The organism is Heliomicrobium sulfidophilum, assembly GCF_057715735.1.
Genome location: NZ_JBVTZZ010000005.1, coordinates 266,894 through 290,114, shown reverse-complemented (window position 1 = coordinate 290,114; position 23,221 = coordinate 266,894). Strand labels below are relative to the sequence as shown.

General features: G+C 56.3%; 23 protein-coding genes. 18 read left to right on the top strand and 5 right to left on the bottom strand.

Features of this window, described 5'->3' with window-relative positions; translation table 11 throughout:
• The first annotated feature begins 278 nt into the window (after positions 1 to 278).
• From AC0CW1_RS07095 to AC0CW1_RS07065, 7 genes are all read left to right on the top strand, one after another.
• Entirely contained in the window at positions 279 to 1,052 is a 774-nt protein-coding gene (locus AC0CW1_RS07095; RefSeq protein WP_488182378.1) for a hypothetical protein, read from the top strand.
• A 385-nt stretch (positions 1,053 to 1,437) separates the two neighbouring features.
• On the top strand, positions 1,438 to 2,622 hold the full coding sequence (locus AC0CW1_RS07090; RefSeq protein ID WP_488182377.1) for an ABC transporter substrate-binding protein: 1,185 nt from the start codon (positions 1,438 to 1,440) through the stop codon (positions 2,620 to 2,622).
• Between the two features lie 463 nt (positions 2,623 to 3,085).
• The gene (locus AC0CW1_RS07085; protein WP_488182376.1) at positions 3,086 to 4,279 is read left to right on the top strand and encodes an ABC transporter substrate-binding protein; all 1,194 of its coding nucleotides are present in this window, start codon (positions 3,086 to 3,088) and stop codon (positions 4,277 to 4,279) included.
• Positions 4,280 to 4,348: 69 nt separating this feature from the next.
• On the top strand, positions 4,349 to 5,230 hold the full coding sequence (locus AC0CW1_RS07080; protein ID WP_012281449.1) for a branched-chain amino acid ABC transporter permease: 882 nt from the start codon (positions 4,349 to 4,351) through the stop codon (positions 5,228 to 5,230).
• Positions 5,231 to 5,248: 18 nt separating this feature from the next.
• Positions 5,249 to 6,223: a branched-chain amino acid ABC transporter permease gene (locus tag AC0CW1_RS07075; RefSeq protein WP_488184106.1), complete on the top strand. Its 975-nt coding sequence runs from the start codon at positions 5,249 to 5,251 to the stop codon at positions 6,221 to 6,223.
• The gene (locus AC0CW1_RS07070; protein ID WP_488182375.1) at positions 6,204 to 6,983 is read left to right on the top strand and encodes an ABC transporter ATP-binding protein; all 780 of its coding nucleotides are present in this window, start codon (positions 6,204 to 6,206) and stop codon (positions 6,981 to 6,983) included. Before AC0CW1_RS07075 ends, AC0CW1_RS07070 begins: the two co-directional genes overlap by 20 nt.
• Positions 6,970 to 7,674 carry an ABC transporter ATP-binding protein gene (locus tag AC0CW1_RS07065; protein ID WP_488182374.1) on the top strand — a complete coding sequence of 235 codons (705 nt, stop codon included), beginning with the start codon at positions 6,970 to 6,972 and terminating at the stop codon, positions 7,672 to 7,674. Before AC0CW1_RS07070 ends, AC0CW1_RS07065 begins: the two co-directional genes overlap by 14 nt.
• A gap of 201 nt (positions 7,675 to 7,875) precedes the next feature.
• On the opposite strand, the gene AC0CW1_RS07060 is transcribed toward AC0CW1_RS07065, so the two are convergent.
• Complete coding sequence (locus AC0CW1_RS07060; RefSeq protein WP_488182373.1) at positions 7,876 to 8,127, bottom strand: hypothetical protein; 252 nt, start codon at positions 8,125 to 8,127, stop codon at positions 7,876 to 7,878.
• A gap of 423 nt (positions 8,128 to 8,550) precedes the next feature.
• Between AC0CW1_RS07060 and AC0CW1_RS07055 the strand changes: the two genes are divergently transcribed.
• On the top strand, positions 8,551 to 9,666 hold the full coding sequence (locus AC0CW1_RS07055) for an HD-GYP domain-containing protein (protein ID WP_488182372.1): 1,116 nt from the start codon (positions 8,551 to 8,553) through the stop codon (positions 9,664 to 9,666).
• 113 nt (positions 9,667 to 9,779) lie between these two features.
• On the opposite strand, the gene AC0CW1_RS07050 is transcribed toward AC0CW1_RS07055, so the two are convergent.
• Positions 9,780 to 11,765: a methyl-accepting chemotaxis protein gene (locus AC0CW1_RS07050; protein ID WP_488182371.1), complete on the bottom strand. Its 1,986-nt coding sequence runs from the start codon at positions 11,763 to 11,765 to the stop codon at positions 9,780 to 9,782.
• A gap of 173 nt (positions 11,766 to 11,938) precedes the next feature.
• Between AC0CW1_RS07050 and AC0CW1_RS07045 the strand changes: the two genes are divergently transcribed.
• The 3 genes from AC0CW1_RS07045 to AC0CW1_RS07035 all read left to right on the top strand — a co-directional run bounded on the left by AC0CW1_RS07045 (position 11,939) and on the right by AC0CW1_RS07035 (position 16,397).
• Positions 11,939 to 12,349: a rod-binding protein gene (locus AC0CW1_RS07045; protein ID WP_488182370.1), complete on the top strand. Its 411-nt coding sequence runs from the start codon at positions 11,939 to 11,941 to the stop codon at positions 12,347 to 12,349.
• 107 nt (positions 12,350 to 12,456) lie between these two features.
• Positions 12,457 to 14,955, top strand: coding sequence for a Lon protease family protein (locus AC0CW1_RS07040; RefSeq protein WP_488184105.1), 2,499 nt, complete (start codon positions 12,457 to 12,459; stop codon positions 14,953 to 14,955).
• An 86-nt stretch (positions 14,956 to 15,041) separates the two neighbouring features.
• Positions 15,042 to 16,397 carry an ArnT family glycosyltransferase gene (locus tag AC0CW1_RS07035; protein WP_488182369.1) on the top strand — a complete coding sequence of 452 codons (1,356 nt, stop codon included), beginning with the start codon at positions 15,042 to 15,044 and terminating at the stop codon, positions 16,395 to 16,397.
• Between the two features lie 109 nt (positions 16,398 to 16,506).
• Here AC0CW1_RS07035 and AC0CW1_RS07030 read toward each other — a convergent pair whose 3' ends face one another.
• The 3 genes from AC0CW1_RS07030 to AC0CW1_RS07020 all read right to left on the bottom strand — a co-directional run bounded on the left by AC0CW1_RS07030 (position 16,507) and on the right by AC0CW1_RS07020 (position 18,059).
• Positions 16,507 to 16,674, bottom strand: a complete 168-nt coding sequence (locus AC0CW1_RS07030) for a hypothetical protein (protein WP_488182368.1) — start codon at positions 16,672 to 16,674, stop codon at positions 16,507 to 16,509.
• Positions 16,675 to 16,727: 53 nt separating this feature from the next.
• Entirely contained in the window at positions 16,728 to 16,865 is a 138-nt protein-coding gene (locus AC0CW1_RS07025; protein ID WP_488182367.1) for a hypothetical protein, read from the bottom strand.
• Positions 16,866 to 17,042: 177 nt separating this feature from the next.
• Positions 17,043 to 18,059, bottom strand: a complete 1,017-nt coding sequence (locus AC0CW1_RS07020) for a hypothetical protein (RefSeq protein ID WP_488182366.1) — start codon at positions 18,057 to 18,059, stop codon at positions 17,043 to 17,045.
• 170 nt (positions 18,060 to 18,229) lie between these two features.
• Here AC0CW1_RS07020 and queC point away from each other — a divergent pair, with 170 nt between their 5' ends.
• The 7 genes from queC (at position 18,230) to AC0CW1_RS06985 (ending at position 23,203) form a co-directional block, all read left to right on the top strand.
• Positions 18,230 to 18,997, top strand: a complete 768-nt coding sequence (gene queC, locus AC0CW1_RS07015; protein ID WP_488182365.1) for a 7-cyano-7-deazaguanine synthase QueC — start codon at positions 18,230 to 18,232, stop codon at positions 18,995 to 18,997.
• A 71-nt stretch (positions 18,998 to 19,068) separates the two neighbouring features.
• Positions 19,069 to 19,803, top strand: a complete 735-nt coding sequence (locus AC0CW1_RS07010; RefSeq protein WP_488182364.1) for a TIGR03915 family putative DNA repair protein — start codon at positions 19,069 to 19,071, stop codon at positions 19,801 to 19,803.
• Positions 19,804 to 20,051: 248 nt separating this feature from the next.
• Positions 20,052 to 20,276 carry a hypothetical protein gene (locus AC0CW1_RS07005; protein ID WP_488182363.1) on the top strand — a complete coding sequence of 75 codons (225 nt, stop codon included), beginning with the start codon at positions 20,052 to 20,054 and terminating at the stop codon, positions 20,274 to 20,276.
• A gap of 22 nt (positions 20,277 to 20,298) precedes the next feature.
• Positions 20,299 to 20,610: an MTH1187 family thiamine-binding protein gene (locus AC0CW1_RS07000; RefSeq protein ID WP_488182362.1), complete on the top strand. Its 312-nt coding sequence runs from the start codon at positions 20,299 to 20,301 to the stop codon at positions 20,608 to 20,610.
• A gap of 97 nt (positions 20,611 to 20,707) precedes the next feature.
• Positions 20,708 to 21,079: a nucleotidyltransferase domain-containing protein gene (locus AC0CW1_RS06995; protein ID WP_488182361.1), complete on the top strand. Its 372-nt coding sequence runs from the start codon at positions 20,708 to 20,710 to the stop codon at positions 21,077 to 21,079.
• Positions 20,994 to 21,446, top strand: a complete 453-nt coding sequence (locus AC0CW1_RS06990) for an HI0074 family nucleotidyltransferase substrate-binding subunit (protein ID WP_488182360.1) — start codon at positions 20,994 to 20,996, stop codon at positions 21,444 to 21,446. Before AC0CW1_RS06995 ends, AC0CW1_RS06990 begins: the two co-directional genes overlap by 86 nt.
• 782 nt (positions 21,447 to 22,228) lie before the next feature.
• Positions 22,229 to 23,203 (top strand): substrate-binding domain-containing protein, encoded by a 975-nt coding sequence (locus AC0CW1_RS06985; protein WP_488182359.1) that lies wholly within the window; start codon positions 22,229 to 22,231, stop codon positions 23,201 to 23,203.
• The last annotated feature ends 18 nt before the right edge of the window (positions 23,204 to 23,221 follow it).

Here is a 23,221-nt window from a genome sequence, read left to right as displayed (position 1 = left end):
CATAGATGAAAAAACCCGCTATGGATGCTCATAATCCCTGTTGCCGCCCGTCAAAAAGACGCGGACCGAGGAGAGGGAAGGGACATGCAGCGACTGATAAAAGGGAATGGATGGAATTTTCGACCTCGGGAGGTTTTTCCCGAGGTCTTTTGACCTTTTTCGGATTGCATTTTGTATTGAATATTTCAAGGGGGCATATACTATTTCCAAAATACAAGCAGACTCAAGGCGACAGTAGTATTCGGTGCAGGTCGCCTTGCGTGTATGGAGGGTGAGTTGTGATGACAGGTTCCCCCTATGACGTGGCAACAAGGGAAAAGGCATTGCAGACGCTGGATGATGAATACCGCCGCTACCGCCAGGCTTTGGAAGCCGCCTTCACACTGGCGGAAATGATGATGCAAAAGGCGCTGGAACCGGTCCGTTCGGAACTGCAGACGATCCGCGAACGGCTTGAATCGATGCCGGCCACGCCCGACATCCCCCAGATCCCCGGACAGGGCATCCTGACCGATCTGTCGGACAGCGCCCCCAATCTGGCCGTAGGTTCGGCAGAGAGCGGCGGGGTGGCGGAACGGGAGAGCGGCACGGCCCGGAAACCGCGCAGCCGGAAAAAGGAAAAGACCGAGGAAAAGGCCAAGAACCCTCGCATCCGCTGGGGATCGACCGATGAGGAGATCCGTCATACTGTCTTTGAGCAGTTGCGCTCCCTCGAGGAAAGAGGGAAGGAGATCACTATCACCACGATCAAAGCCGAAGTGCCCAGCATGATGCGCTATGTCTACGGGGAGAAGGCCCTCTTCAAGGGGATCGGAGAACTGCTGGAAGAGTACCGCAGCGAAGGGGGCAAAAAGGACCAAGGCGCAATCGCTTCCCACGTGATCGAACTGCCCAGCCGGAGAGAGGGGAGCGATTTTGACGGTCCTGAACCGGACCCGTCACCGCTCAGCGCGCCGCTGGTCACGGTGGAAGACGAGGCCGCCCTGTTCAAACCGGACACGTCAGCGACGCCGGTAGGAGTAGGGAGATTGCTCGATCTGACAAAAGTGTGATTGCAGTCATTTCGCGCCGACCCAGTTGGCAATGGTAACACGTGAAATAGATACAAAAAACTCGGAGCCTCTCGATAGAAATGGACGGATCCTTCTCTTGCAAGGGAAGGATCCATCCGCTCTACGGGAGGCTCTTTTAATTATTAGCAAGGAGACACAAGGTCAAGACAGCGCAAACCTCATGAGCCGCTCTGAACGTTGTGAAATCCGTTTCTTTTGCGTTTATCCTCTGATTTCTACCGTTCGCGGCTTTTTTTTACATAAAAAGGCCAATTTGTTCTTGTAGCTCGGACATTGTTTTTTATTGACGGACAGTACAACGAACCCTATAATTAGGGCTAAGATCGTCAATCGCTTAAAGATTGGCAGCAAAAGGAGGAGAAAAATGGGTAAAAGCAAATGGCTGAAAGGCTTGGGCGTCGTGCTCAGCCTGGCCTTGCTGGCCGGTTGCTCCGGGCAGCCCAAGGCAGCCCAAGCGCCGGGACAATCGGCGGATGAGATTCTGATCGGGGCGAACTTCGAGCTTTCGGGGGACGTTGCTACATACGGAACCTCGTCCTTGAACTCCGCCATGCTCTACTTTGACGAAGTGAACGCCAAAGGCGGTATCAACGGCAAGAAGATCAAGGTTGTCAAGTATGATAACAAGTCGGACAAGGCCGAATCGCTGAGCGTCGTGACCCGCCTGGTGACCCAGGACAAGGTTTCCGCTGTCATCGGTCCCGTCACCTCCGGCAACACCCTGAGCGTCGTCACCTTCGCCGACGACAAGAAGGTGCCCGTCATCACCCCGACGGCCACCAACCCAGACGTCACCGTCGATCCGAAGACCGGCAAGGTGCATGAGTACGTCTTCCGGACCTGCTTCCTCGACTCCTTCCAGGGCAAGGCGGCCGCCGAATTCGCCCTCAAAAAAGGCGCCAAAAACGCCGTCATCCTCGTCAGCCAGGCCGACGAGTACTCCAAGGGTCTCGGCAAGTTCTTCAAAGAAACCTTCACCGCCGGCGGCGGCGCCGTTGTCTCTGAAGAAGCCTTTGACAAGAACGACAACGACTATCTGGCCATCCTGACCAAGGTGAAGGGCAAAAACCCTGACGTGATCTACCTGCCGGCCTACTATGAAGCCGTCGGCAAGATCGTCAAGCAGGCCCGCGGTCTTGGCATCACGGCTACCTTCGTCGGCAGCGACGGCTGGGACTCGCCGAAACTGACCGAAGTGGCCGGCAAGGACAACCTGAACAACTGCTTCTTCACCAACCACTACACCCCGGAAGATCCTGATCCGGCCGTCCAAGCCTTCGTGAAGGCCTACAAGGATAAATACGGCCAGGTGCCCGACGCCCTCGGCGCCCTTGCCTATGACGGCGCCCGCCTGATCGTCGACGCCATCCAGCGCGCCGGCAGCGCCGAACCGACCAAGATCAAAGAAGCCCTGGAGGCGACGAAAGACTTCCCGGCCGTCACCGGCAAGTTTACCCTCAACGCAAACCATGACCCCGTGAAAGACATCGTCATCGTCGAACTGAAAGACGGCGTCCAAACGGTCAACTCCAAGATCAAAGCCCAGTAACCGCTGACGCGAAACGGAGATTGGGAAGTCCCGAGCGACTGAAGTTTCCTGTTCAACGATAACCCTGCCGGGGAGAAGAAAACTCCAGGAAGCGGCAGTCTCTTCCGGGCGGTTTTCTTCGTTGACAGGGAAATGTACACAGAAGTACAATTATGATAGGCATCATGTATGTAGCCGCCGGTTTCAGCGAAGAAACTCGTTCCGGCTAAAGCGGATTCCCAGCAACTCCCTACGACGGGGTCGGACAATGACGTTCGCCGTCACATGACGACGGAAGTTTATGGCCGACCTTGTTTTTATGTCCAGGGGTTGTTCTTTCCATCACTGAAAGGGGATTCCTATGCCGATGCGGACCCGGCCGGACAAGGGGGGGTGACGGGGAACAGTTCCGGCGAGCGGTTCCTGAGGACATATTTTTTTGGACATATTCTTGCGAAAGAAAATGAAAGGGGAGGTCACGTTCGTGCAGTGGAAAAAGAGTTTCGTGGCGGCTGTGTCCCTCGTTGTTACAGCCAGCCTGCTGACCGCCTGTTCCGGCGGCGGGAGCAAAGATACGGCAGCCAACGCGCCTGCCGCCAATGAGTTTGTCATCGGCGGCAACTTCGAACTGTCCGGTGGACAAGCCACCTTCGGCAAAGCGGCTGTGAACGGCGCCAAGATGGTCTTTGACAAGGTCAATGCCGAAGGCGGCATCAACGGCAAAAAGATCAAGTTCGTTGCCCTGGACAACAAGTCCGAGGCCACTGAATCGACGAACGTGGCGACCAAGCTGATCAACTCCGAAAAGGCTGTCGCCATCCTCGGTTGCACCACCTCCGGCGACACCCTTGGCATGGTCCAATTGGCCATGGACAAGAAAGTCCCTGTCCTCTCTACGTCAGCCACCAACCCCAAGGTGACCGTCGATGAAAACACGAAGAAGACGAACGACTTCATCTTCCGCGCCTGCTTCATCGACCCCTTCCAAGGGACGGTCATGGCCAACTTTACGCTGAACAACCTGAAGCTGAAGACGGCCGCTGTGCTCACCGACAACCAAGCGCCCTACTCGAAAGGTCTCGCCCAGTTCTTCAAAGAAGCCCTCGTCAAAGGCGGTGGCGAGATCGTCGCTGACGAAGGCTACGTCACTGGCGACCAGGACTTCAAAGCGACGCTGACGAAGATCCGCGGCAAGAACCCCGATGTGATCTACGTCCCTGGCTACTATGAAGAAGTCGGTAAGATCGTCAAACAAGCTCGCGAATTGGGCATGACCATGCCGATCATGGGCGGCGACGGCTGGGATTCGCCGAAGTTGACCGAGATCGCTACCCCGGCTGCCCTGAACAACACCTTCTTCTCGAACCACTACTCCTCGGAAGATACGGATCCCCTGGTTGTTGACTTCGTCAAGAGGTACAAAGAACTGTACGGCGAAGTGCCGGATTCCATGGCTGTTCTCGGCTATGACGGCGCTCTGATCATGGTCGACGCCCTGAAGCGCGCTGGCGAACCGAACCCCGTCAAGATCAAAGAAGCGCTCGCCTCCACCAAGGACCTCCAGACGGTCACCGGCAAGATCAGCTATGACGAACAGCACAACCCGATCAAAGCCGCTGCCATCATCGAGATGAAAGACGGCAAGCAGACCTTCAAGGACAAAGTGGCTCCGAAGTAATCGCTACGTTAATAAGGAAGGGGGGGATGGCTCCCCCCTTCCATTCTGACAAAGGAGGGGCTGACAGACGTGGAAGTATTTTTTCAACAGCTTATCAACGGCCTCTCCCTGGGCAGCATTTATGCTCTCATCGCGCTGGGGTACACGATGGTGTATGGCATCATCCGATTGATCAACTTCGCCCACGGTGATGTGTACATGGTCGGAGCGTATGTAGGGTTTTTTGCGACGACCCAGGGATGGGGTTTCCTTCCGTCGCTCATCATTTCGATGGTTGTCTGCGCGATCCTGGGGGTCGTCATTGAACGGCTCGCTTATAAACCCTTGCGTGGGGCGCCGAAGATCGCCGTCCTGATCACCGCCATCGGCGTATCCTTTTTCCTGGAAAACGGCGGCGTGTTGGCTGTGGGCGCGAAAATTCGCACTTTCCCCAATGTCTTCCAAGAGGTGCAGTACCACTTCTTCAATGGCAGTGTCGTCATCACCAACCGGCAGATCGTCATCATGGTCGTCACGGTGTTGCTGATGCTGTTGCTCCAGTACATCGTCCATTACACCAAGACCGGCAAAGCGATGCGGGCCGTCTCCCATGACACCCAGGCGGCCATGCTGATGGGCATTAACGTCGACAACACCATCTCCGCCACCTTTGCCATCGGGTCTTCGTTGGCCGCGGCAGCGGGCGTACTGGTGGGGATTTACTATAACGCCATCAACCCTTACATGGGCATCATGCCTGGCTTGAAGGCCTTCGTGGCCGCCGTCGTCGGCGGCATCGGCGTCATTCCCGGCGCTTTCGTGGGCGGTCTCTCCCTTGGCGTTATCGAGGCCCTTGTCAGCGGGTACGGTCAGTCGCTCTACCGCGATGCCGTGGCCTTTGCGCTGTTGATCATCATCCTTATCGTCAAACCGTCGGGGCTGTTCGGCAGCAACGTGCGGGAGAAAGTGTAGGTGAGCGGCGTGAAAAAAATGTTGAACCTGCCCAACCTGATCGTCGCCGCCGTTCTCCTCCTCTTTTACGGTCTCGTCAGCTTCGGCCTCGAACAAGGTTTCATCGATGACTACTACAAGTTGAACCTCTTTTTGATCTGCATCAACATCATCCTGGCCACGTCCTTGAACATCATCAACGGCATGACCGGCCAGTTCTCCATCGGTCACGCCGGCTTTATGGCCATGGGCGCCTACGGCTCGGCGATCATGACCATGAAACTGGGCTATCCCTTCCCTGTCGGGATCCTCGTGGGCGCCCTGGCGGCGGCCGTCGCCGGCATCCTCGTCGGTATGCCGACGCTGCGACTGAAAGGCGACTACCTGGCCATCGCCACCCTCGGCTTCGGCGAAATCATCCGCGTCATCATCCTGAACATTGAGTATGTCGGCGGCGCCGCGGGTTTGAACGGCATCTCCCAACTCACGAACTGGGAATGGCTCTTCTTCCTCACCGTGGCGACGGTGTTGATCATCAAGAACTTCATGACCTCCACCCACGGCCGCGCTTGCATCGCCATCCGTGAGAACGAGATCGCCGCCGAGACGATGGGCATCGACATCACCCGCTACAAGGTCATTGCCTTTACCATGGGCGCCTTCTTCGCGGGCATCGCCGGCTCCTTGCATGCTCACTACTTTTACACCATCCAGCCGACCACCTTCGGCTTCATGAAGTCCTTCGACATCCTCGTCTTCGTCGTCCTCGGCGGCCTTGGCTCCCTGACTGGTTCGGTCATCTCCGCTATCGGCCTGACCATCCTGTCGGCCTTCTTGCAGGAGTATGCCGAACTGCGCATGGTCATCTACTCGCTGCTGCTCATCGTCGTCATGCTCGTCCGTCCCCAGGGCCTCATGGGCACGGCCGAATTCAGCTATGCCGGCATGCGCCGCCTCTACGCCCGGTTGACTGGCAAAGGAAGGGGGACTGGCAATGATACTGCTGTCGGTTAATCACCTGAGCAAAACCTTCGGCGGCTTGAAGGCCGTCTCCGATGTCAACATCGAGTTGAAGATCGGCGAACTGGTCGGCCTCATCGGACCGAACGGCGCCGGCAAGACGACCCTCTTCAACCTGCTGACTGGTGTCTATAAGCCGACCGAAGGCGACATTGCCTTGCGGCGGGAGACGATCGTCGGCTTGAAGCCCTACCAGATCAACCAGAAGGGGATCGCCCGGACTTTCCAGAACATCCGCCTCTTCTCCAACCTGACCGTCTTGGACAACGTCAAGATCGCCTACCACCAGCACCGCAGCTACAACATGCTGAGCGCCATCTTGCGCCTGCCTTCCTACTTTCATGGGGAAGATGAAATGGACAAGAAGGCGGAAGGCCTCCTGGAGATCTTCAAGCTCGGCCACAAAAAATACGAATTGGCCAAGAACCTGCCTTACGGGGAACAGCGCCGCCTCGAAATCGCCCGCGCCCTGGCCGCTCAGCCGCAACTGCTGCTCCTCGACGAGCCGGCAGCCGGCATGAACCCCCAGGAAACGGCCGAACTGATGGAGATGATCCGCTGGGTCCGCAAGGAATTCGACCTGACCATCCTGCTCATCGAACACGACATGTCCCTCGTCATGGGCATCTGCGAACGCATCTACGTCCTCGACTACGGCCAGATCATTGCTGAGGGGACGCCGGATCAGATCAAGTCGAACCCGAAAGTCATCGAAGCTTATCTCGGAGAGGATGTGTCCCATGCTCACGGTTAAAGACCTGCACGTATACTACGGGGCCATCCACGCCCTCAAAGGCATCTCCCTGGAGGTCCAGCAGGGCGAGATCGTCACCCTCATCGGCGCCAACGGCGCCGGCAAGACGACGACATTGCACACCCTGTCCGGCCTGATCAAGCCCAAGTCGGGCGAGATCCGCTTCCAAGACCAGGACATCGCCGGCAAGGCCGCCCAGAAGATCGTCGCCATGGGCATGTCCCAGGTTCCGGAAGGCCGCCGCATCTTCGCCAACATGTCCGTCCTGGAGAACCTGGAACTGGGCGCCTTTCTCCGCAAGGACAAGGACGGCATCAAGGAGGACATGGAGAAGGTCTTCACCCGCTTCCCGCGCTTGAAGGAACGGACGAGCCAGCTCGCCGGCACCCTCTCCGGCGGTGAACAGCAGATGCTGGCCATGGGCCGCGCCCTCATGTCCCGTCCCAAGTTGATGCTCCTTGACGAGCCCTCCATGGGCCTGGCGCCGCTCCTCGTCCAGGAGATCTTCGCCATCATCAAGGAGATCAACAAGGCCGGCACGACGATCCTGCTCGTCGAACAGAACGCCCACATGGCCCTCTCCATCGCCCACAAAGCCTACGTTCTGGAGACCGGTAAGATCGTCCTCTCCGGACCGGCGAAGGAACTGGCGGAAAGTGAAGAGGTGAAGAAGGCGTACCTGGGCGGGTAATAACAATCGACCGTCGCTGCAAAAACTCTTGGTCTAACGTAACAGACCAAGAGTTTTTTGCATTTTATGTTAGTCGAAGCGATGGCGTAGGGACTAAGACAGAAATAATAAAATCGCTCTGCCCGATGCTATCTATCGATAGAGGGGCAGAGCGATTTTATTATTAACATCTGAGTAGAGCGGTAGTTATTTTACGATTCGTTACAACCGTAGATACCTCGGAATCCACGCCTCAAACTTATTCTTTGCGCTACAATTCGGACAGACGCAGAGGATCTCCGCCATCGCGTGGCTCTCATCAGCAACGCGGTGAGTGGAACCGATGTAGACCACATCGAGGGGGACCGTGTGCGGCAGGGCTTCGTTGTGAACGACCCCTTTGACACTGAGTTCGAAGCGCTCCCGGCAGGCCCGGCATGTCAAGATGACTGCTTTTTGTTTGGAAATGATCATGAACTACACCTCCGCTTAAAGTCACTTTCTCACTTAGGGGAAATAAAAAAGACCTTTCGATAGAACCGCCTTCTGCAGTAAATCGAAAAGGTCTCATCGGCGAGACAAAGGTGGGAACAGTAAAGCGCAGTGCCTTTAATTGAAAAAATCATGAGGAAGATGTATGTCCGTAACGTGCCCGTAACGGATTTAATATGTACTTATCATATGCAATTCTTTGACGACCGTCAAGAGGAGAAAACTAAGGTTGGAGCACTGCCAGGCGCTCTTTTTTTGTTTTTATTAATCGTCAATAAAAAAGACTAGGTTGTTATTCCCTATTCGTTAGGATTCGATTGGATTGTGCGAACATATATTTTTACTACGGAGATACCCTTTTCGTCACTGTCTCTGGATCAGATGGCATGGATTGGAGTTGGTTCCATGGCCCATAAGTTGTCGAAAAAATATAACTTGGGCGACAAACTCAAGTATAATATCGTGACAGCTACCGGAAAAATGCTCTTGCCTGAGGGGATTATTCTGAGCAAACAGTTTTACAACCAGTTGCTGACCTGGGAGTCGGAAGGCATCGACCTCTATGAACAAGAAAACAGCAAGGACTATGAGCAGCAGTTTCTCGCGTTAAAGCAAAAGGTTGCTGAAAACCAGTTTTACATTGAAACAGTCCATCAACTGAGAGCGTTAATGTCTGAAATTATGCTACAGAAGCACCGACCGGAGACGATGGAACTGTTGGCGCGTTCCGTCGTCGACGCGGTGGTGCAACATCCCGAACGGGCGCTGCAGTTGCCCTGCTCCTGTCAAAATGAGGAGTTGGTCTATTTCCATTCTGTCAGTGTATGCCTGATCAGTCTCTTGATCGGTTTGGATTTAGAACTCAGCGCTGACCGTCTGTACCTGCTGGCCCTCGGCGCTTTACTGCATGATCTGGGAAAACTGTATGTCCGGCCGGAGATTCTCTTCAAGCGCGGCGAGTTGTCCAAAGAAGAGCGGGAAGAAATGATGGAGCACCCTATCCTAGGATATGAGGTGCTCCACAAATGTGAGATTCCGGATACAGTGCTCCAGTGCGTCCTCCAACACCATGAACGGTGCGATGGCGCCGGGTACCCCTTTGCCTTAAAGTACGCCCAGATCGAGTTGGATGCCAGAATTGTGGCGGTGGCCGATGTTTATACGGCGCTGACGGCCAACCGGCCTCACCGGCAGGAGTATGGCTCCCTGGATGCGCTGGAGATCATTCACTCCAAATGCCGGTTAGGTTTGGACGGACATCTCGTTGACACGTTGGATTTCGTGGTGCTGAAGCAGCTTGCGAATATGAAGGTGGATTTAAGCAACGGGTACACGGGAAGCATCGTGCAGATCGATGAAAAAGACATCTTTCATCCCAAAGTGCTGGTTTGCGAAATTGGGGGCACCAGGATCATGAGTCCCTTTATTTTTGACTTAAGAGAGAATCCAGCCATCACGATCGACCGGATGCGGCCAAGTGTGAAAAAAAAGCAGACACCCGGATCTGGCGTTGCCAGGTAAGCCGGTGAATGATTACCTAGATGATCTCGGCGATGACCTCGATGAGTTGTTCGTTTTCAATGAAGCCCTGTGACCGGCAAAAGGTTACAGGGGTGTCGACGTAGCAGGCGCTGCTAGCGCTCGACGACGAAGCGCTGGACCAGTTCGCTGAGCCCTCGCGCCGTTTGGGCCATCATCTCGGTGGAGGCGGCAATCTCCTCCATCGCGGCTGTCTGTTCCTGTGTCGAGAGGGCGATGCGGTGGGAGGTGTCGTTGTTGCTGCGGGCGATGGCCGAGACGTGATCGACCGCTTCCAGGACCTGCTGTTCTTCGCTGGCCAGTTCGATGATTGCCGAAGAAATGGACTGCATCTTCCCGGTCACATCGGCGACGGCGTGGAGGATTTCTCGGAAGGATTCGCCGGCGCGCCGGACGACGCTGATGCCCGCCCGGACCACTTCGGTCTCGCTTTCGATGGAGTGGATGGCGCGAGCGCTCTCGGACTGCACCGAGGCGACTAGGCGGGCGATGTCCTGGGCCGCAAGGCGCGACTGTTCGGCCAGCTTACGCACCTCTTCCGCCACGACGGCGAATCCGCGGCCTTCGCTGCCAGCACGGGCCGCTTCGATGGCCGCGTTGAGGGCCAGCATCTGGGTCTGGCCGGCGATGGCGGTGATCGTCTCGACGATGCGCGATATCTCTTTCGACCGTTCACCTAACTGGTGGATCACCGCCGCCGACTGGAGGACCGTATCGTGGATGACCTGCATCTGACCGGTCGCTTCGTCGATCGAGCTTTGCCCTTCCATCGCGCGGCGCTGGGCGTTGGTCGTCGCTTGGGCCACTTCTGTCGCCGTTGTCGATAGGGAGGACAGTTGAGCCGTCATGCGGCGGACGACATGAGCCGTTGCCGCTGATTCCTTTTCCTGGTCTGCGGCGCCGGACGAGACCTCCTGGACCGCCCGGGCGATCTCTTCCGAGGCCTCCGCCGTCTGACCGGCGGCCAGTTGCAGGTTGCCGGCGAGGCGGTTGACTTCACAGGTGCTTTTCATGATGCCGTCGACGAGGGTCTTGACGTTGGTGATCATATTATTGAAGGCGTTGGCCAGGTCGCCCACTTCGTCCTTTTGCCGGACATCGACGGCATGGGTAAAGTCGCCTTCGGCCAGCCGCTTGGAGACGGTCACCATGGAGTTGAGAGGCCGGATGATGATGACGGCGATGATCAGGATCGTCGTGCCGGCAAGGCCGACAAGGGCGACGGCGGCAACGGTCAGCAGTTTCCAGAAGAGCTCCTTGGTGCGGGCGGCGATGAGCATGTCGGCCCGCTCCTTGCTGATCGATAGGCGAAAGCTGCCCCAGTGACGGCCTTCAAAAAATACGGGATAGGACATATCCCACATGGTGATCGTCTTTCCCTCGATCTTTCGTTCATAGACGGTTTTCAAGGGCTTTTCACGATCAAGGTTGGCGACGGCTGCTCCGCCGGCGGCATCGTTGAATATCCGGTTGGAGCGGTACTTTTGGCTGATAATTCCCGTGGCGCCCCAGGAGTCGCGGGAAAGGACGGGGTCGGTAGGGCTGTAAAAGGAGTTGTGGGTGGGTACGAATCCTGTTTTCGCCGGGTCGGGTGAGTATTTTGTCGGCAAGGCGAAGACCACATCGGGGTCGCTGCCCATGAAGGAGTCGATGTAGCGCTGCCAGTACTGGTCGGTGTAGGGGTCGGCTTGGGAGAGGTATTTGTACTCATACTCCCGCATGGGGATGCGGGCGCCGTCGAAGCGCTCCACTGTCTCATCCGGTTTAAATCGTTTCTCCGCTTCCACCTTGCTCTCTGGGATCAGGATCAGTTCATCATTGAAGAGCATCTGCTTCAACTCTTCACCGCGGACGAATTTGCCGGAGGGGAGTTCGACGCCGTTGCGGATATGGCTTTCGACCATGGCTTCTAAGCCTTTGGCCGCCGACTTGACAAGCGCTTCCCCTTTGGCGGTGAGGTCGCGCTCCACCCGGGATTGGACGCTTTGAGTCTCCATCCAGCCGTAGACGGCTAACGTCGTCACCAACCCGATCGACAGGGTGGTGCAGGTCCAGGCGGTCAGTTTTGTTTGCAGTCTCACCGCTGCGCCACCCCCTTTTTTCAGAATTTTCACTATAGTCCTATTTTACCGGATCTTCCAAAATGACGCAACAGCCGATGCCTTTTTTCATTCTCGCTGAAAGGGGAAGTTTTTTCTAAATGCTAAAGGTGAGGAGGTATCATCACGATAAAAACAGGTAGGAGGGGATCGCTTTGACTACGCCGATTCAGCGTATGATGGATACATTCGATCTGCCCAGCGTCGCCAGAGGCCAGGCGGCCGCCACGGAGGCCCGGAACGGCGCCCTCTTTCAGCGGTTGATGGAGGAACAGTTGCAGAAATCGGCCGATTCTACCGCAGGGGCGGCCATGACAGAGGCAGAGAAAGAAAAAGAGCGCAAGCGGCTGAAGGAATCCTGCCAAGAGTTTGAGGCGCTCTTTCTCCAGCAGATGTTGAAGGGAATGCGCAACACCGTTGTGAAATCGGACCTGATCGAAGAGGCGCCGGGCCGCAAGATCTGGGAGAGCATGCTAGATGAGGAGTATGCCAAGCAGATGGCCAAGCGGGAGGAAGTCGGCCTAGCGAAGATGCTTTATAAGGAATTGAGTCGTCCCCTCGAATAGGGGGCGGCTTTTTTATTGTTCGGCCGAGAGCGCAGGAACACCATTGGCCTGGCGCGAAATAGATTGTTCATAGGGGAGATAAGGAGGAATGGCGAATCGTGTCTGCTATGAAAGCGCTATCCGCCGCTCAGTTGCAATCGCGCCGTCTGCCGCTGGACCGGCTGACCGCCCGGTGCGAGCCGGAGATCTTCGAGTTTTCCTCCACCCGGGAGATCGCGCCGCTGGAAGAAGGGATCATCGGGCAGCCACGGGCCGTTAAGGCGATGGAGTTCGGCCTCGGCGCTAAGCATCCCGGTTTTCATATCTACATCTCCGGGCCGGTCGGTTCGGGGAAGACAGGTTTTGCCGTCACCAAGGCGAAGCAGGTGGCCCAGTCGGGGCGGACGCCTGATGACATCTGCTATGTGTATAATTTCTGCCAGCCGGACCGGCCCATCGTATTGACCCTCCCGGCTGGGATGGGGAGCGAGCTGCGCCGCGACGTGAAGGAACTTGTCGAGGAGTTGCAAGCCGAGATTCGTAAAGCCCTTGAGGGCGAGACCCATGAAAAACACCGGGCGGCCTTCCTGCGACAGGTGGAGACGAAGCTGACGGCCATGTTCCGGGAGATGGAGGAACTGGCCAAGGAAGAGGGCTTTATCCTGCAAAAAGGGCAGTCGGGCATCTTCACGATCCCCATGACCGAGGAAGGCAAACCCATGTCCAAGGATGAATTCGAAGCCTTAGACGAAAAGGAGCGTCAGGCGGTCAACGACCGGGAGCATCAGTTGGAAAGCCGGCTCGCCGATGTGCTCCGCCGCTCCCGGAATCTGCAAAAGGAAGCGAACAACCACATCAAGGAGATCGAGCGCGACACGGCCCAGCAGGCGACGAAACACTTGGTGGATGCGATTAAAGAAAAATACAAAAACCACCCCAAGGTGATCGAGTATCTTTCCCATGTGCAGGAGGATGTGCTGGAGCATCTGAGCGACCTCAAAGGAGGCGGCGCATCGGACGAGGAGGAGATCGCGTCGGCCCAGTTCTTCCTGCTGGCGCGGGGGCAGAAGCCGTCTCCGCAGATGCGCTATGAGGTCAACCTCTTTGTAGAGAATGCCACCCAGGTGGGCGCGCCGGTCATCGTCGAATCGAACCCCACCTTCACCAATCTCTTCGGCAAGATCGAGTACCGCAGTTCCTTCGGCAGCATGGCCACCGATTTTACGATGATCAAACCGGGTGCTGTCCACCAGGCCAACGGCGGCTTTTTGATCGTGCAAGCGTTGCCGTTGCTCACCTTGCCAGGCGCCTGGGAGGGGCTCAAGCGGGTGCTGCGGACGCGGGAGTTGCGCATCGAGAATCTGGGCGAACAGCTCGGGCTGTCCACGGGAGCCACCTTGAAGCCGGAGCCGGCGCCGGTCGACGTGAAGGTGATTCTGATCGGCAATCCGCGTGTCTACTACCTGCTCTACAATATGGACGAGGATTTCCGCAAATTTTTCAAGGTCCGTGTCGATTTTGACAGCGTGATGGAACGGAATCGGGAAAACATACGCAAGTATGCCGCCTTCGTCGGCTCTGTCTGCGACCGGGAAAAGCTGCCGCCTTTTTCGGCCGGGGCTGTGGCGCGTATCGTCGACTATTCGAGCCGCCTCGTCTCCCACCAGCGAAAGCTCTCCACCTCCTTTCACGACATCAAGGACATGATCGTCGAGTCGGCCATGTGGGCCCAGAGCGGGGGGGCCGAAGAAGTCCTGGCGTCTCATGTGGAGCGGGCGACGGAGGAGAAGAACTTCCGCGTCAACCGCATTGAGGAGCGCATCCAGGAGACAATGCGCGACGGGATGCTCCTCATCGATACGGACGGCGCTGTCGTGGGTCAGGTGAACGGCCTCGCTGTCCTCGACATGGGCGATTACGCCTTCGGCAAGCCGAACCGGATCACGGCTCGCGTCTTCCTCGGCCGGGAGGGTGTCATCCATATCGAGCGAGAGATCCGTCGAAGCGGGCAAAGCCATTCCAAGGGCGTCTTGGTGCTGACCTCCTTTTTTGCCGCCCGCTTCGCCCAGGAGCGCCCTCTTTCGCTCTCGGCAGCGCTGACCTTCGAGCAACTCTATGACGGCATCGACGGCGACAGCGCCTCTTCGGCGGAACTGTACGCCCTCTTGTCGGCGCTGTCGGGCCTGCCGATCCGTCAAGACATCGCCGTGACTGGCTCGGTTAACCAGCGGGGGGAGGTGCAGCCCATCGGCGGCGTTAACGAGAAGATTGAGGGTTTTTTCCGTCTCTGCCAAGCGCGCGGTCTGACGGGGTCGCAAGGGGTGATCATCCCGGCCCAGAATGCGCCGAACCTGATGCTCGATCAGGCGGTCCTTGACGCTGTCGAGGCGGGCGTTTTTCATATTTACGCCGTGTCCCATGTCGATGAGGGCATCGAAATCCTTTCCGGCGTCGCGGCAGGACAGTCGGATGAGGACGGCAGGTATCCTCCTAGCACGGTCAACGCCCTGGTGGCAGAAAAGCTGCTGCACATGGAGGAAAAGTGGCTGGAGTCATCGAAACAGGCTAGAAAAGCCCGGAAGCCTGTCCGGACGGAAGAGAAAACGGTTCAAACGGTGGTTGAATAAAAGACGTTAACAGAAGGAGCGCAGATCAGAAGGGGCGCTCCTTTGAATAGATTCCTTTGAATCGATCTTATTTTTGGGAGGCTGCTGTGTTTAACGAAGAAACTACACGCTTCAAGGTATATTTGATCGGCCTCTTGCTGCTGGCCCTGGTCTTGCGCGTCACCGTGATCGCCTTGCAAGGACCGACCCTCTTTCTGCACAGCGATGACTTGGGGTATGTGCAGTGCGCCGCCAAATGGCTCACGACGGGCACGATGACCTTCGGCTCCGACCGGCCGACCGCCTTCGTGGGGCCTGTCTTTCCCGGTTTTGTGGCCCTCGTCTTCGCCGTCTTCGGCAGCGATGATGCCGGGGTGCAGGCAGTTCGCTATGTGCAGGCGCTGCTCGGGGTCCTGTCCGTCTTTCTCACCTATCGTCTTGTGGAGAAATTGACCGAAAGGCGAACGGCGCTGCTGGCAGCTTTGTTTATGGCCGTCTATCCGTCGAATATTCTGATCAATGGGCTGATTCTCACGGAAACCCTTTTCACCGTCTTGCATCTCGGCTATCTTTTTTTGCTGGTCAAGTTGAGCCATGAGGAGCAACTCAGTGAAAAGGCGGAGATGTTTTTCTTCGGGCTCCTGGGCGCTTATACGGCGCTGTTGACGCTGACGCGGGCGACGGCGGCCCTCTTTCCGGCTGTTTTCATGCTGTACATGCTCTGGCGGCGGCGGTTCACCTTCCAGAACTGGCTGCGCAACGGCTTGATCGTAATGATGGTCTTTACGGTATGCATGTCCCCTTGGTGGATCCGCAACTATATCGCTTTTGAACGCTTCATTCCCTTTTCCTCGGGCGCCGGGGAACCGCTGTTGCTTGGCACCTACATTGAGATGGAGGGGCTCGTCAACGGGGCGGCGCCGGAATGGCCCGTCGGCGATGACGAGTTGGACGCCCAGGAGAAGTATAAGGAATATGCGATTGAACGGTTGAAGGAGAATGTGCCCAAGGAACCGCTACGATATCTGAAATGGTACACCTGGGGCAAGTTTATGTACATGTGGGGCGGCCCCTTCATGTGGGAGCCCATCTGGTCGTCGATCCGGTATTGGGTGGACTTCGTCCATCAGGCGCTGATGGTCTTGGGATTGGCCGGCATCGGGACGGCCCTCTGGCGCTGGTGGAACCGGCGGGAAGAGCTTCGCGCCCAAGGCGGACTGTTGTGTGATGAGGTACCGAGAGATCGCTGGGGCGCTGGGGGGCGGCTGGTAGGCCTGGTGCTGCTGCTGTCCATCCCTGTCTACTATACGGCGCTGCACAACCTCTACTTCGGTTTTGCACGCTACAATATCCCTTTTCTGCCGATCATCTTCTGTTTTTCCGCTTATGCGGTGATTGAGGCCTTTGATGCGCTGCTGGGGGCGCGCAAGGGGGATTATGGGCGGAGCAGGTTATTTCGGTAAAGAACATAAGCTCTTTTAGAACAAGACTACCCCCGCTATTCGGTGCATGGAACAATGCGATAGAAAAAGGATCCCCGAGTGTGGTGCTCGGGGATCCTTTTTCAACTTCTCACGATTTTGGGTTTTTGCTTGGCCACGGGCCAGGGTCGCTCGGTTTGTCGACCGCCGGTGAGTGATCGATGAGAAGATCGTCCCCCAGGTTGTTCGCCTCTTCCGTGACCGCCATGTGATCGAGGCGGGTAAAGCGAGGGCCATCCTCCGGCGATGTTTCCGGCAAAGTCTCCGAATCCCCTGGCACACCTTTCACAGAACTCATAGGCGAGTCCATGATTACCAAGTTTCGACTTCAGGCTCTTTGCAAGCCGGGCAGTTGTCGAGCTTTTTGTTGGGGGTCAACTCATTGGCCGTTTCCATCTGGTGGGCTTTGGTGTTGGCAGCCTGTTGGCCGCACTTGTCCTTCATGTCCAAGTATCGTCACCTCCATTGGCTAGTTTGCGCGGGGGAGAAGGAGGACATGCATCAAGGCGCTTTTCTCCCGGCGGCAGCGTCCGTGTCGGTGAGGCCGGTGTACTCCATGACGACGGAGGTCTTTCGGAGAGGGGGCTTTATCATTGACTGTGGATCTGTCGGAACTGAAGTGTGTGTCTATTGAATGGAGCCGCCAGTGGTGGCGCCCATGGCATAGGGAGAGGGATCACCGACAAAGCCTTGCGAAGGGGTCAGAGAAGTCGCCGACAGACCGGTTGAAGGGGCGTAGGGTGAGGGGCTGCCGACAAAACCAGGGGTCGGTGTCATGGTGCTAGCGGAGAGGCCGGAACCGCCGATGGAAGAGAAACCACCCAAGGCGCTCATCAAACCGCCACTGCCCATGCCTCCCATGCCGATGGAACTGGTGGCGCCGATGCTGCCAGTAGAGGAGAAGCCGCCACCGCCCATGGCCATGCCGGTTCCCCCCATGGACATGGCCGTACTTCCGCTTCCTGGTGCTGTCATGCCAGTGCCGCTCTGGGTGGAGGGAGGTTCACCCATGAAGCCCGGGGTGGGGGCGAAGGCGGAGGCGGACAGGGTCGAACCCTGCGCATAGGGGCTTTGTTCACCGACAAAACCGGCGGTCGGCGCGAAGGAAGACGCAGTGCCCATGCCGATGTTGTTGCCGAAACTCCCGGAAGTGCCGCCAAAGTTGGAGGTGCCGCCGATTCCAGAGGTGCCGCTGAAGCCAGAGGTACCAGCGAAGTTGGAGGTACCGCCATAGCCGGAGGTTCCACTGAAGCCGGAGGCGCCGCCGAAATCAGAATTCCCGCCGAAGCCGGAAGTGGTCCCAAAGGGGGTGACGCCGTAGGAGGCTGTGGAGCCCGTACCAGAGGTCAAGCCATAGCTAATGCCCAAACCGGAAGCGATGCCTATGGAGGGGGAGGCCATTTGCATGATCGTGGAAGCGTACTGTTGAGACTGATTGGACAGGCTTTGCAGTTGCTGCGTCATCTGGGAGCACACGTTTTGCAACTGCTGCAGTTGGGATTGGGTCTGCGCTTCCCGCTGCGCCAGCGATGTCAACTGTTGTTCATTGTTCCGTTCGATCTGGCGCATCTGTCCGACAACGGATTCGACTTGACGGAGCGTGGACTGCATGTTTTGGATCTGCTGGGTGATCTGTTGGTTCACGTAGACTCCTCCTGTTTCAATTGGCCTAGTCTAGCCTTACAATTCCCTGCCGGGATAGGCGGTAAACGAGGAGTTTTCTGGTAAACTGTTTAAAAGCGTAGTCAAGTCGTGTACATTGAAAGGGAGCTTTCGGCGCAGTGACAAGCACAGGAAAGGACTGGAGACAAGAGATGGACTCTTATCGCGACCGCGCTGTCGTCATCCTATCGGGCGGTTTGGACTCGACCACCTGCATGGCCTTGGCCGATTGCCGGGGTGAAGATATTTTTGCGCTCACCTTCGCCTACAATCAGCGCCATATCGGGGAGATTGAATCAGCCAAGGCGGTGGCCCGTCACTATGGGGCGCGCCATCAGATCATCGATCTGGGCGCGGTTTTCGCCGCCAGCGCCCTTACTTCGGCGGAAATCCATCCGGAGATCGTCCCGTTGGTTGCCGAGGGAGGTCCCGTTTTGATGCCGGGCTCGGACCCGGGTTCGGTTCTAAGTTCGGTCCCCGCGTCAATGCCAACATCGGTTGCAACTGCGATCCCGGCGACTTATGTGCCGGCGCGAAACATTCTTTTTTTGGCATACGCCCTTTCCTTCGCGGAAAAAGTGGGCGCACGGCGGATTTACGCCGGTGTGAACGCCTTGGACAACCCCGGCTATCCTGATTGCCGGTCGGAATTTATCGCTGCTTTTCAGCGGATGATCGACGTCGGGACGAAGGCGGGTACAGAAGGCCGGAGCGTGGAGGTGTTCACGCCGCTGATCGAGATGAACAAGGCTGATATCATCCGGCTCGCTTTGCAACTGGAGGCGCCGCTGCACCTGACCCTCACTTGTTACTACGGCGAAAGCCCGGCCTGCGGGGTCTGCGACAGTTGCCGCTTACGGCTGGAAGGGTTCCGGCTGGCGGGGCAAAGCGATCCGATCCCCTATCAGGAGGGATCGTGATTCAGCCAGTGAGAGCGGCTCTTATCACTTGTCAATGGTAGGAAACCATCGAGCCTAGGGAGTAAATGGGTATGTTGCATTACTGTTACGATGGCGAGTTTGATGGGTTGCTGACGGCCATCCATGAAGCCTATTATCGACGGCAGGTCCCTGACGATATCCGCCCGTCCGGGTGCGCCGAGACGAATCTCTTCGCCGAAGAGGTGGAGATCGCTACCGAGCCGGACAAGGCGGAAAAGGTCTTCACAGCCATCGCGGCCAAGATCTCACCGGACGTGCGCCGCCACGCCGCCTACGCCTTTTTGTCGGAACTTCCAGGGATGGAAAAGGCGATCTACGAGTACCTGCGCCTGGGCTTTCGCATGGGAGCCGCCGTGGACGCCCACTTGACGGACGAGCGGGTGCTGCGGGTCCATCGGATGAGCGCCAAGGTGCAGGCGGAACGGCACCGCATGCTCGGCCTGCTTCGCTTCCGCCTATTAGAAGGAAACATCTATTACGCGCCGATGGAGCCGGACCACAACATCACGGGGCTGCTGGCGCCCCATTTCACGGACCGGCTGGGTGATCAGAACTGGGTCATTCACGATCTCCGGCGGGGCTTGGCTGCTCTGTACAACCAAAAGGAGTGGATTTTGACCGAACTGGATGGCGGGGTTGACTTTTCGCAGGCGACGGTGGAGACGGTGTACCAGGACCTTTGGCGCGACTATTTCCAGAGCATCGCGATTACCGGCCGGATCAACCCGCGTTTGCAGCGGCGGTGCATGCCAGCCCGGTATTGGAAGCACTTGGTCGAAAAGTAACGGGGTGAGGGACGATAGGAGAGCAGGTTTCTGCCTGGGGACAGTAGTTGGTGGGGCAACGGGGGAAAGCCGGCGCGGGATATTTACGGGTGGCAAATGGACAGGCTGATAATGCGGCGCGTTTCTTTTCGATAGCGATCGTTCGTTAGCGGTGCTCGACCGCGAGAGGTTTGAAGCGTACGGTCCGAAAAAATAGGGCGACTTACCTGTTTAGTAACTGATGTTTGATCATGAAGGGAGAATATCGAATGGACAGCCAAGAAATGGCCGGACTCGTTTCCGACTTATTGCTGCGGGACAAACGGTTTCGCGCGAGCGTGATCAAAGGAAATGAACTGCTCATCCAGTTCAATGATCTGGAGGAAGCGGGACCGGTTTCGAACTGGGTCGGCATTCAGGTGCGCTTGGGAAACAGTATGGAAGAGATGGAAAGGCCGGTAGGTGGATGCGGGTGTCCGCACCGGCAGGGGTAATACGAGAGGAGGAAAGATGCCGATGCCAGTCATTGCTGAGGTTACCATTATTCCGCTGGGGACCGGTTCTCCCAGTCTGAGCCACTACGTGGCCGATTGTCACAAGGTGCTCTGCGGGGCCGAGGGGATACGTTACCGGTTGACGCCGATGTCGACCCTTATTGAGGGGGAACTGGACTGTGTAGTCGACATCATCCGAAAGATGCATGAGGTTCCCTTCGCCGCCGGAGCGATGCGGGTGTCAACGACCATCCGCATCGATGACCGCCGAGACAAAGCGTTGTCCATGGAAGGGAAGGTTCGGGCGGTGGAGGAGAAGTTGATCAACATATAAGAATCCCTCTGTTGAAAGAAGTAATGGTAATATTAAGTAGACAAGGGCAGTTGTTTTTTGAAAAATGGTGTATTTACAAAGGGCGGGGGAGTAGTATTTGAATATTACTGCAATCCCGGGGATAAACCGGTTGATACAAGACCTAAAGAAAAAATCGGAAATCGAACGAATCATCCTTTTTGGTTCACGGGCTACAGGCGATCATGAGGAACGTTCTGATATCGACTTGGCCATTGTGGCGCCCAATGCGTCCCAGCGACAATGGCTGGAAATTCTGGATGCAGTGGAAGAGGCAGACACATTGTACTTGATTGATGTCTTACGCTGGGAAGAGGTTTCTCATACGCTCAGGGAAAGAATTACCCTTGAAGGGAAAGTGCTATATGAGCGAGGAACAAAAAGCAGCGCAAAGTCTACTCAATCTGGGAAATGCGCTGAAGCGACTGAAGGAGGCTTTACGGGAGCCTGAAGAAAACAACTTGGTGATTGATGGGACCATTCAACGATTTGAGTTTGTCATCGAACTTTACTGGAAAACACTCAAGCGATTGCTCCTGTTGGAGGGTATTGAAACAAAAACTCCACGGGAAGCCTTGCGGCAGGCCTATACGGTGGGTTGGATCCAAGACGAACAAGTTTGGCTGCAAATGTTAAAAGACCGTAACGAAACCCCTCATATTTATGACGAATCTGCTGCAAAGCGCATTTATTGGAACATCCGAAGCAACTACCCTACGCTGGATGGAACGTATCACTTTTTGCTTAACAAGTTCAGTAAAGAGTCGCTAGGGAAAGGCCCGACAATGGCCGAATCAGAACCTGCGCAATCCAAATAATACCAAGCAAATTAGTGACCCCTTAAGGGCAACTGCACCACATGAGCGCCTGCATCCAGAGCGGCATGAATGACGGGTGCTTTGGCAAACAGCGCGTCTAACCTGTACACATCCGTTATTTTTCCATAGGTCTCGGCCATACGTCGGATCAATCGTTGGGCGACGGTGGTTTCTCCTTCATCCTTGTCCACCCCATCCTGAGGTTTTCGCATTTCCCAGTCATAAATCAGGTTCGCGCTACCGCCAACCTGTTGGGCGACTACGGCCGCATGATAATAGTCGGTGGTCTTGTCGCGATGTTCGCGCGTGAGGCATTCGGCCCAACGATGGGCTTTGGTGTTTCCACCAGGTGTTCTTCAGAGGATTACTTGTAGTTTTGTGGGTGGCTGTGCTACACTTTGCATTGAGGATTCCTCCTTTGTGCAGTGTTTTGCGTTGCAACAACTCACTTCGACAAAGGGATTAGGAATCCTTTAAACTTTTCAGGAATTTAATCTAATTATATCCATTTTCCTGTGGGAATTGTCGCGTTTTCGTGACAATTCTTCAACAGCGCTTCAGATAAGGGATTGGCGGACTTTTTTTCAAAGATGCGTGGGCTCTGGGAAATCCCTTTAAACAAACAACACTTTACTATTCGATATACTGACATTTGACGTCCCATCCCTTCGGGTGAAATTCCTTCTAACAGCAGGTAATCCCCCCAACCCCGTCGAACCCTCTTTCAAAATCGTTTGAGGAAGGTGATCGGGATGAAGAAAAGGGGGATATTGCTTTCTCTCGTGTTTTTGCTTTCCCTATCCCTTGTCGGCTGTGGCGGCCCGTCCAACACCGAATCGAAGTCCCTGATCGTGGAAGAGAACAAATCAACGCAGCAGGCGGAGTCCAACAACGCTGCAACGAAGAAGAACATCGCCCTGGTCATGAAGACATTGACCAATCCCTTTTTTGTGGAGATGGAAAAAGGCGCCCGACGGGCCGAGAATGAACTGGGCGTCAACCTGATCGTCAAGGTGGGGGCCAAGGAAACCTCTATCGAACAGCAGATCGCCATTGTCGATGAGTTGATCCGCGACAAGGTGGACGCCATCGTCATCGCCCCCGGCAGTTCCACCGAACTGATCCCGGTCCTCAAGAAGGCCCAGGACGCCAAGATTCCCATCGTCAACATCGACAACCGCTTAAACCCAAAACTGTCCAAGGAACTGGGTCTAGTCGAGGTGCCCTTTATCAGCGTCAACAACGAACAGGGCGCCTACCTGTCGGCGAAGATGATCGCGGACAAGGTCAACCGGCCGACAGAAGCGATCATCTTAGAGGGGATCCCGGGCACTGACAACGGTGAACAGCGCAAGCGCGGCGCGCTGCGGGCCTTTGGTGAAAATCCGAACATACGGCTGGTCGCTTCTGAGACGGCCAACTGGAAGATCGACGAAGGCCACGATGTCACTGCCAAGCTTTTTGAGCGGCATCCCAATATCGGCGCCATCTTCTGCGCCAATGACATGATGGCCCTAGGCGCCATTCAATACCTAGAGAAGACGGGGAAAAAGGACGTCCTCATCGCCGGTTATGACGCTTTAGATGAAGCGAAAAAAGCGATCCACGCCGGCAAGCTGCTGGCGACCATCGACCAGCAGGCCGACCTCCAGGGCTACACAGGGATCCAGTATGCCTATAAAGCGATCCAGGGCGAGAAAAGCCCGCCGGAGACGATGGTCGATGTCAAGGTGATCCACGCCAGCGACGTGGAATAAGGTCGTTTTTCAGGACGG

Coding starts and splice junctions, on each gene's coding strand:
- AC0CW1_RS07090 (WP_488182377.1), top strand. CDS start 1,438: ATGGGTAAAAGCAAATGGCTGAAAGGCTTGGGCGTCGTGCTCAGCCTG.
- AC0CW1_RS07075 (WP_488184106.1), top strand. CDS start 5,249: ATGTTGAACCTGCCCAACCTGATCGTCGCCGCCGTTCTCCTCCTCTTT.
- AC0CW1_RS07070 (WP_488182375.1), top strand. CDS start 6,204: ATGATACTGCTGTCGGTTAATCACCTGAGCAAAACCTTCGGCGGCTTG.
- AC0CW1_RS07065 (WP_488182374.1), top strand. CDS start 6,970: ATGCTCACGGTTAAAGACCTGCACGTATACTACGGGGCCATCCACGCC.
- AC0CW1_RS07060 (WP_488182373.1), bottom strand. CDS start 8,127: ATGATCATTTCCAAACAAAAAGCAGTCATCTTGACATGCCGGGCCTGC.
- AC0CW1_RS07055 (WP_488182372.1), top strand. CDS start 8,551: ATGGCCCATAAGTTGTCGAAAAAATATAACTTGGGCGACAAACTCAAG.
- AC0CW1_RS07040 (WP_488184105.1), top strand. CDS start 12,457: ATGAAAGCGCTATCCGCCGCTCAGTTGCAATCGCGCCGTCTGCCGCTG.
- queC (WP_488182365.1), top strand. CDS start 18,230: ATGGACTCTTATCGCGACCGCGCTGTCGTCATCCTATCGGGCGGTTTG.
- AC0CW1_RS07010 (WP_488182364.1), top strand. CDS start 19,069: ATGTTGCATTACTGTTACGATGGCGAGTTTGATGGGTTGCTGACGGCC.
- AC0CW1_RS07005 (WP_488182363.1), top strand. CDS start 20,052: ATGGACAGCCAAGAAATGGCCGGACTCGTTTCCGACTTATTGCTGCGG.
- AC0CW1_RS07000 (WP_488182362.1), top strand. CDS start 20,299: ATGCCAGTCATTGCTGAGGTTACCATTATTCCGCTGGGGACCGGTTCT.
- AC0CW1_RS06990 (WP_488182360.1), top strand. CDS start 20,994: ATGAGCGAGGAACAAAAAGCAGCGCAAAGTCTACTCAATCTGGGAAAT.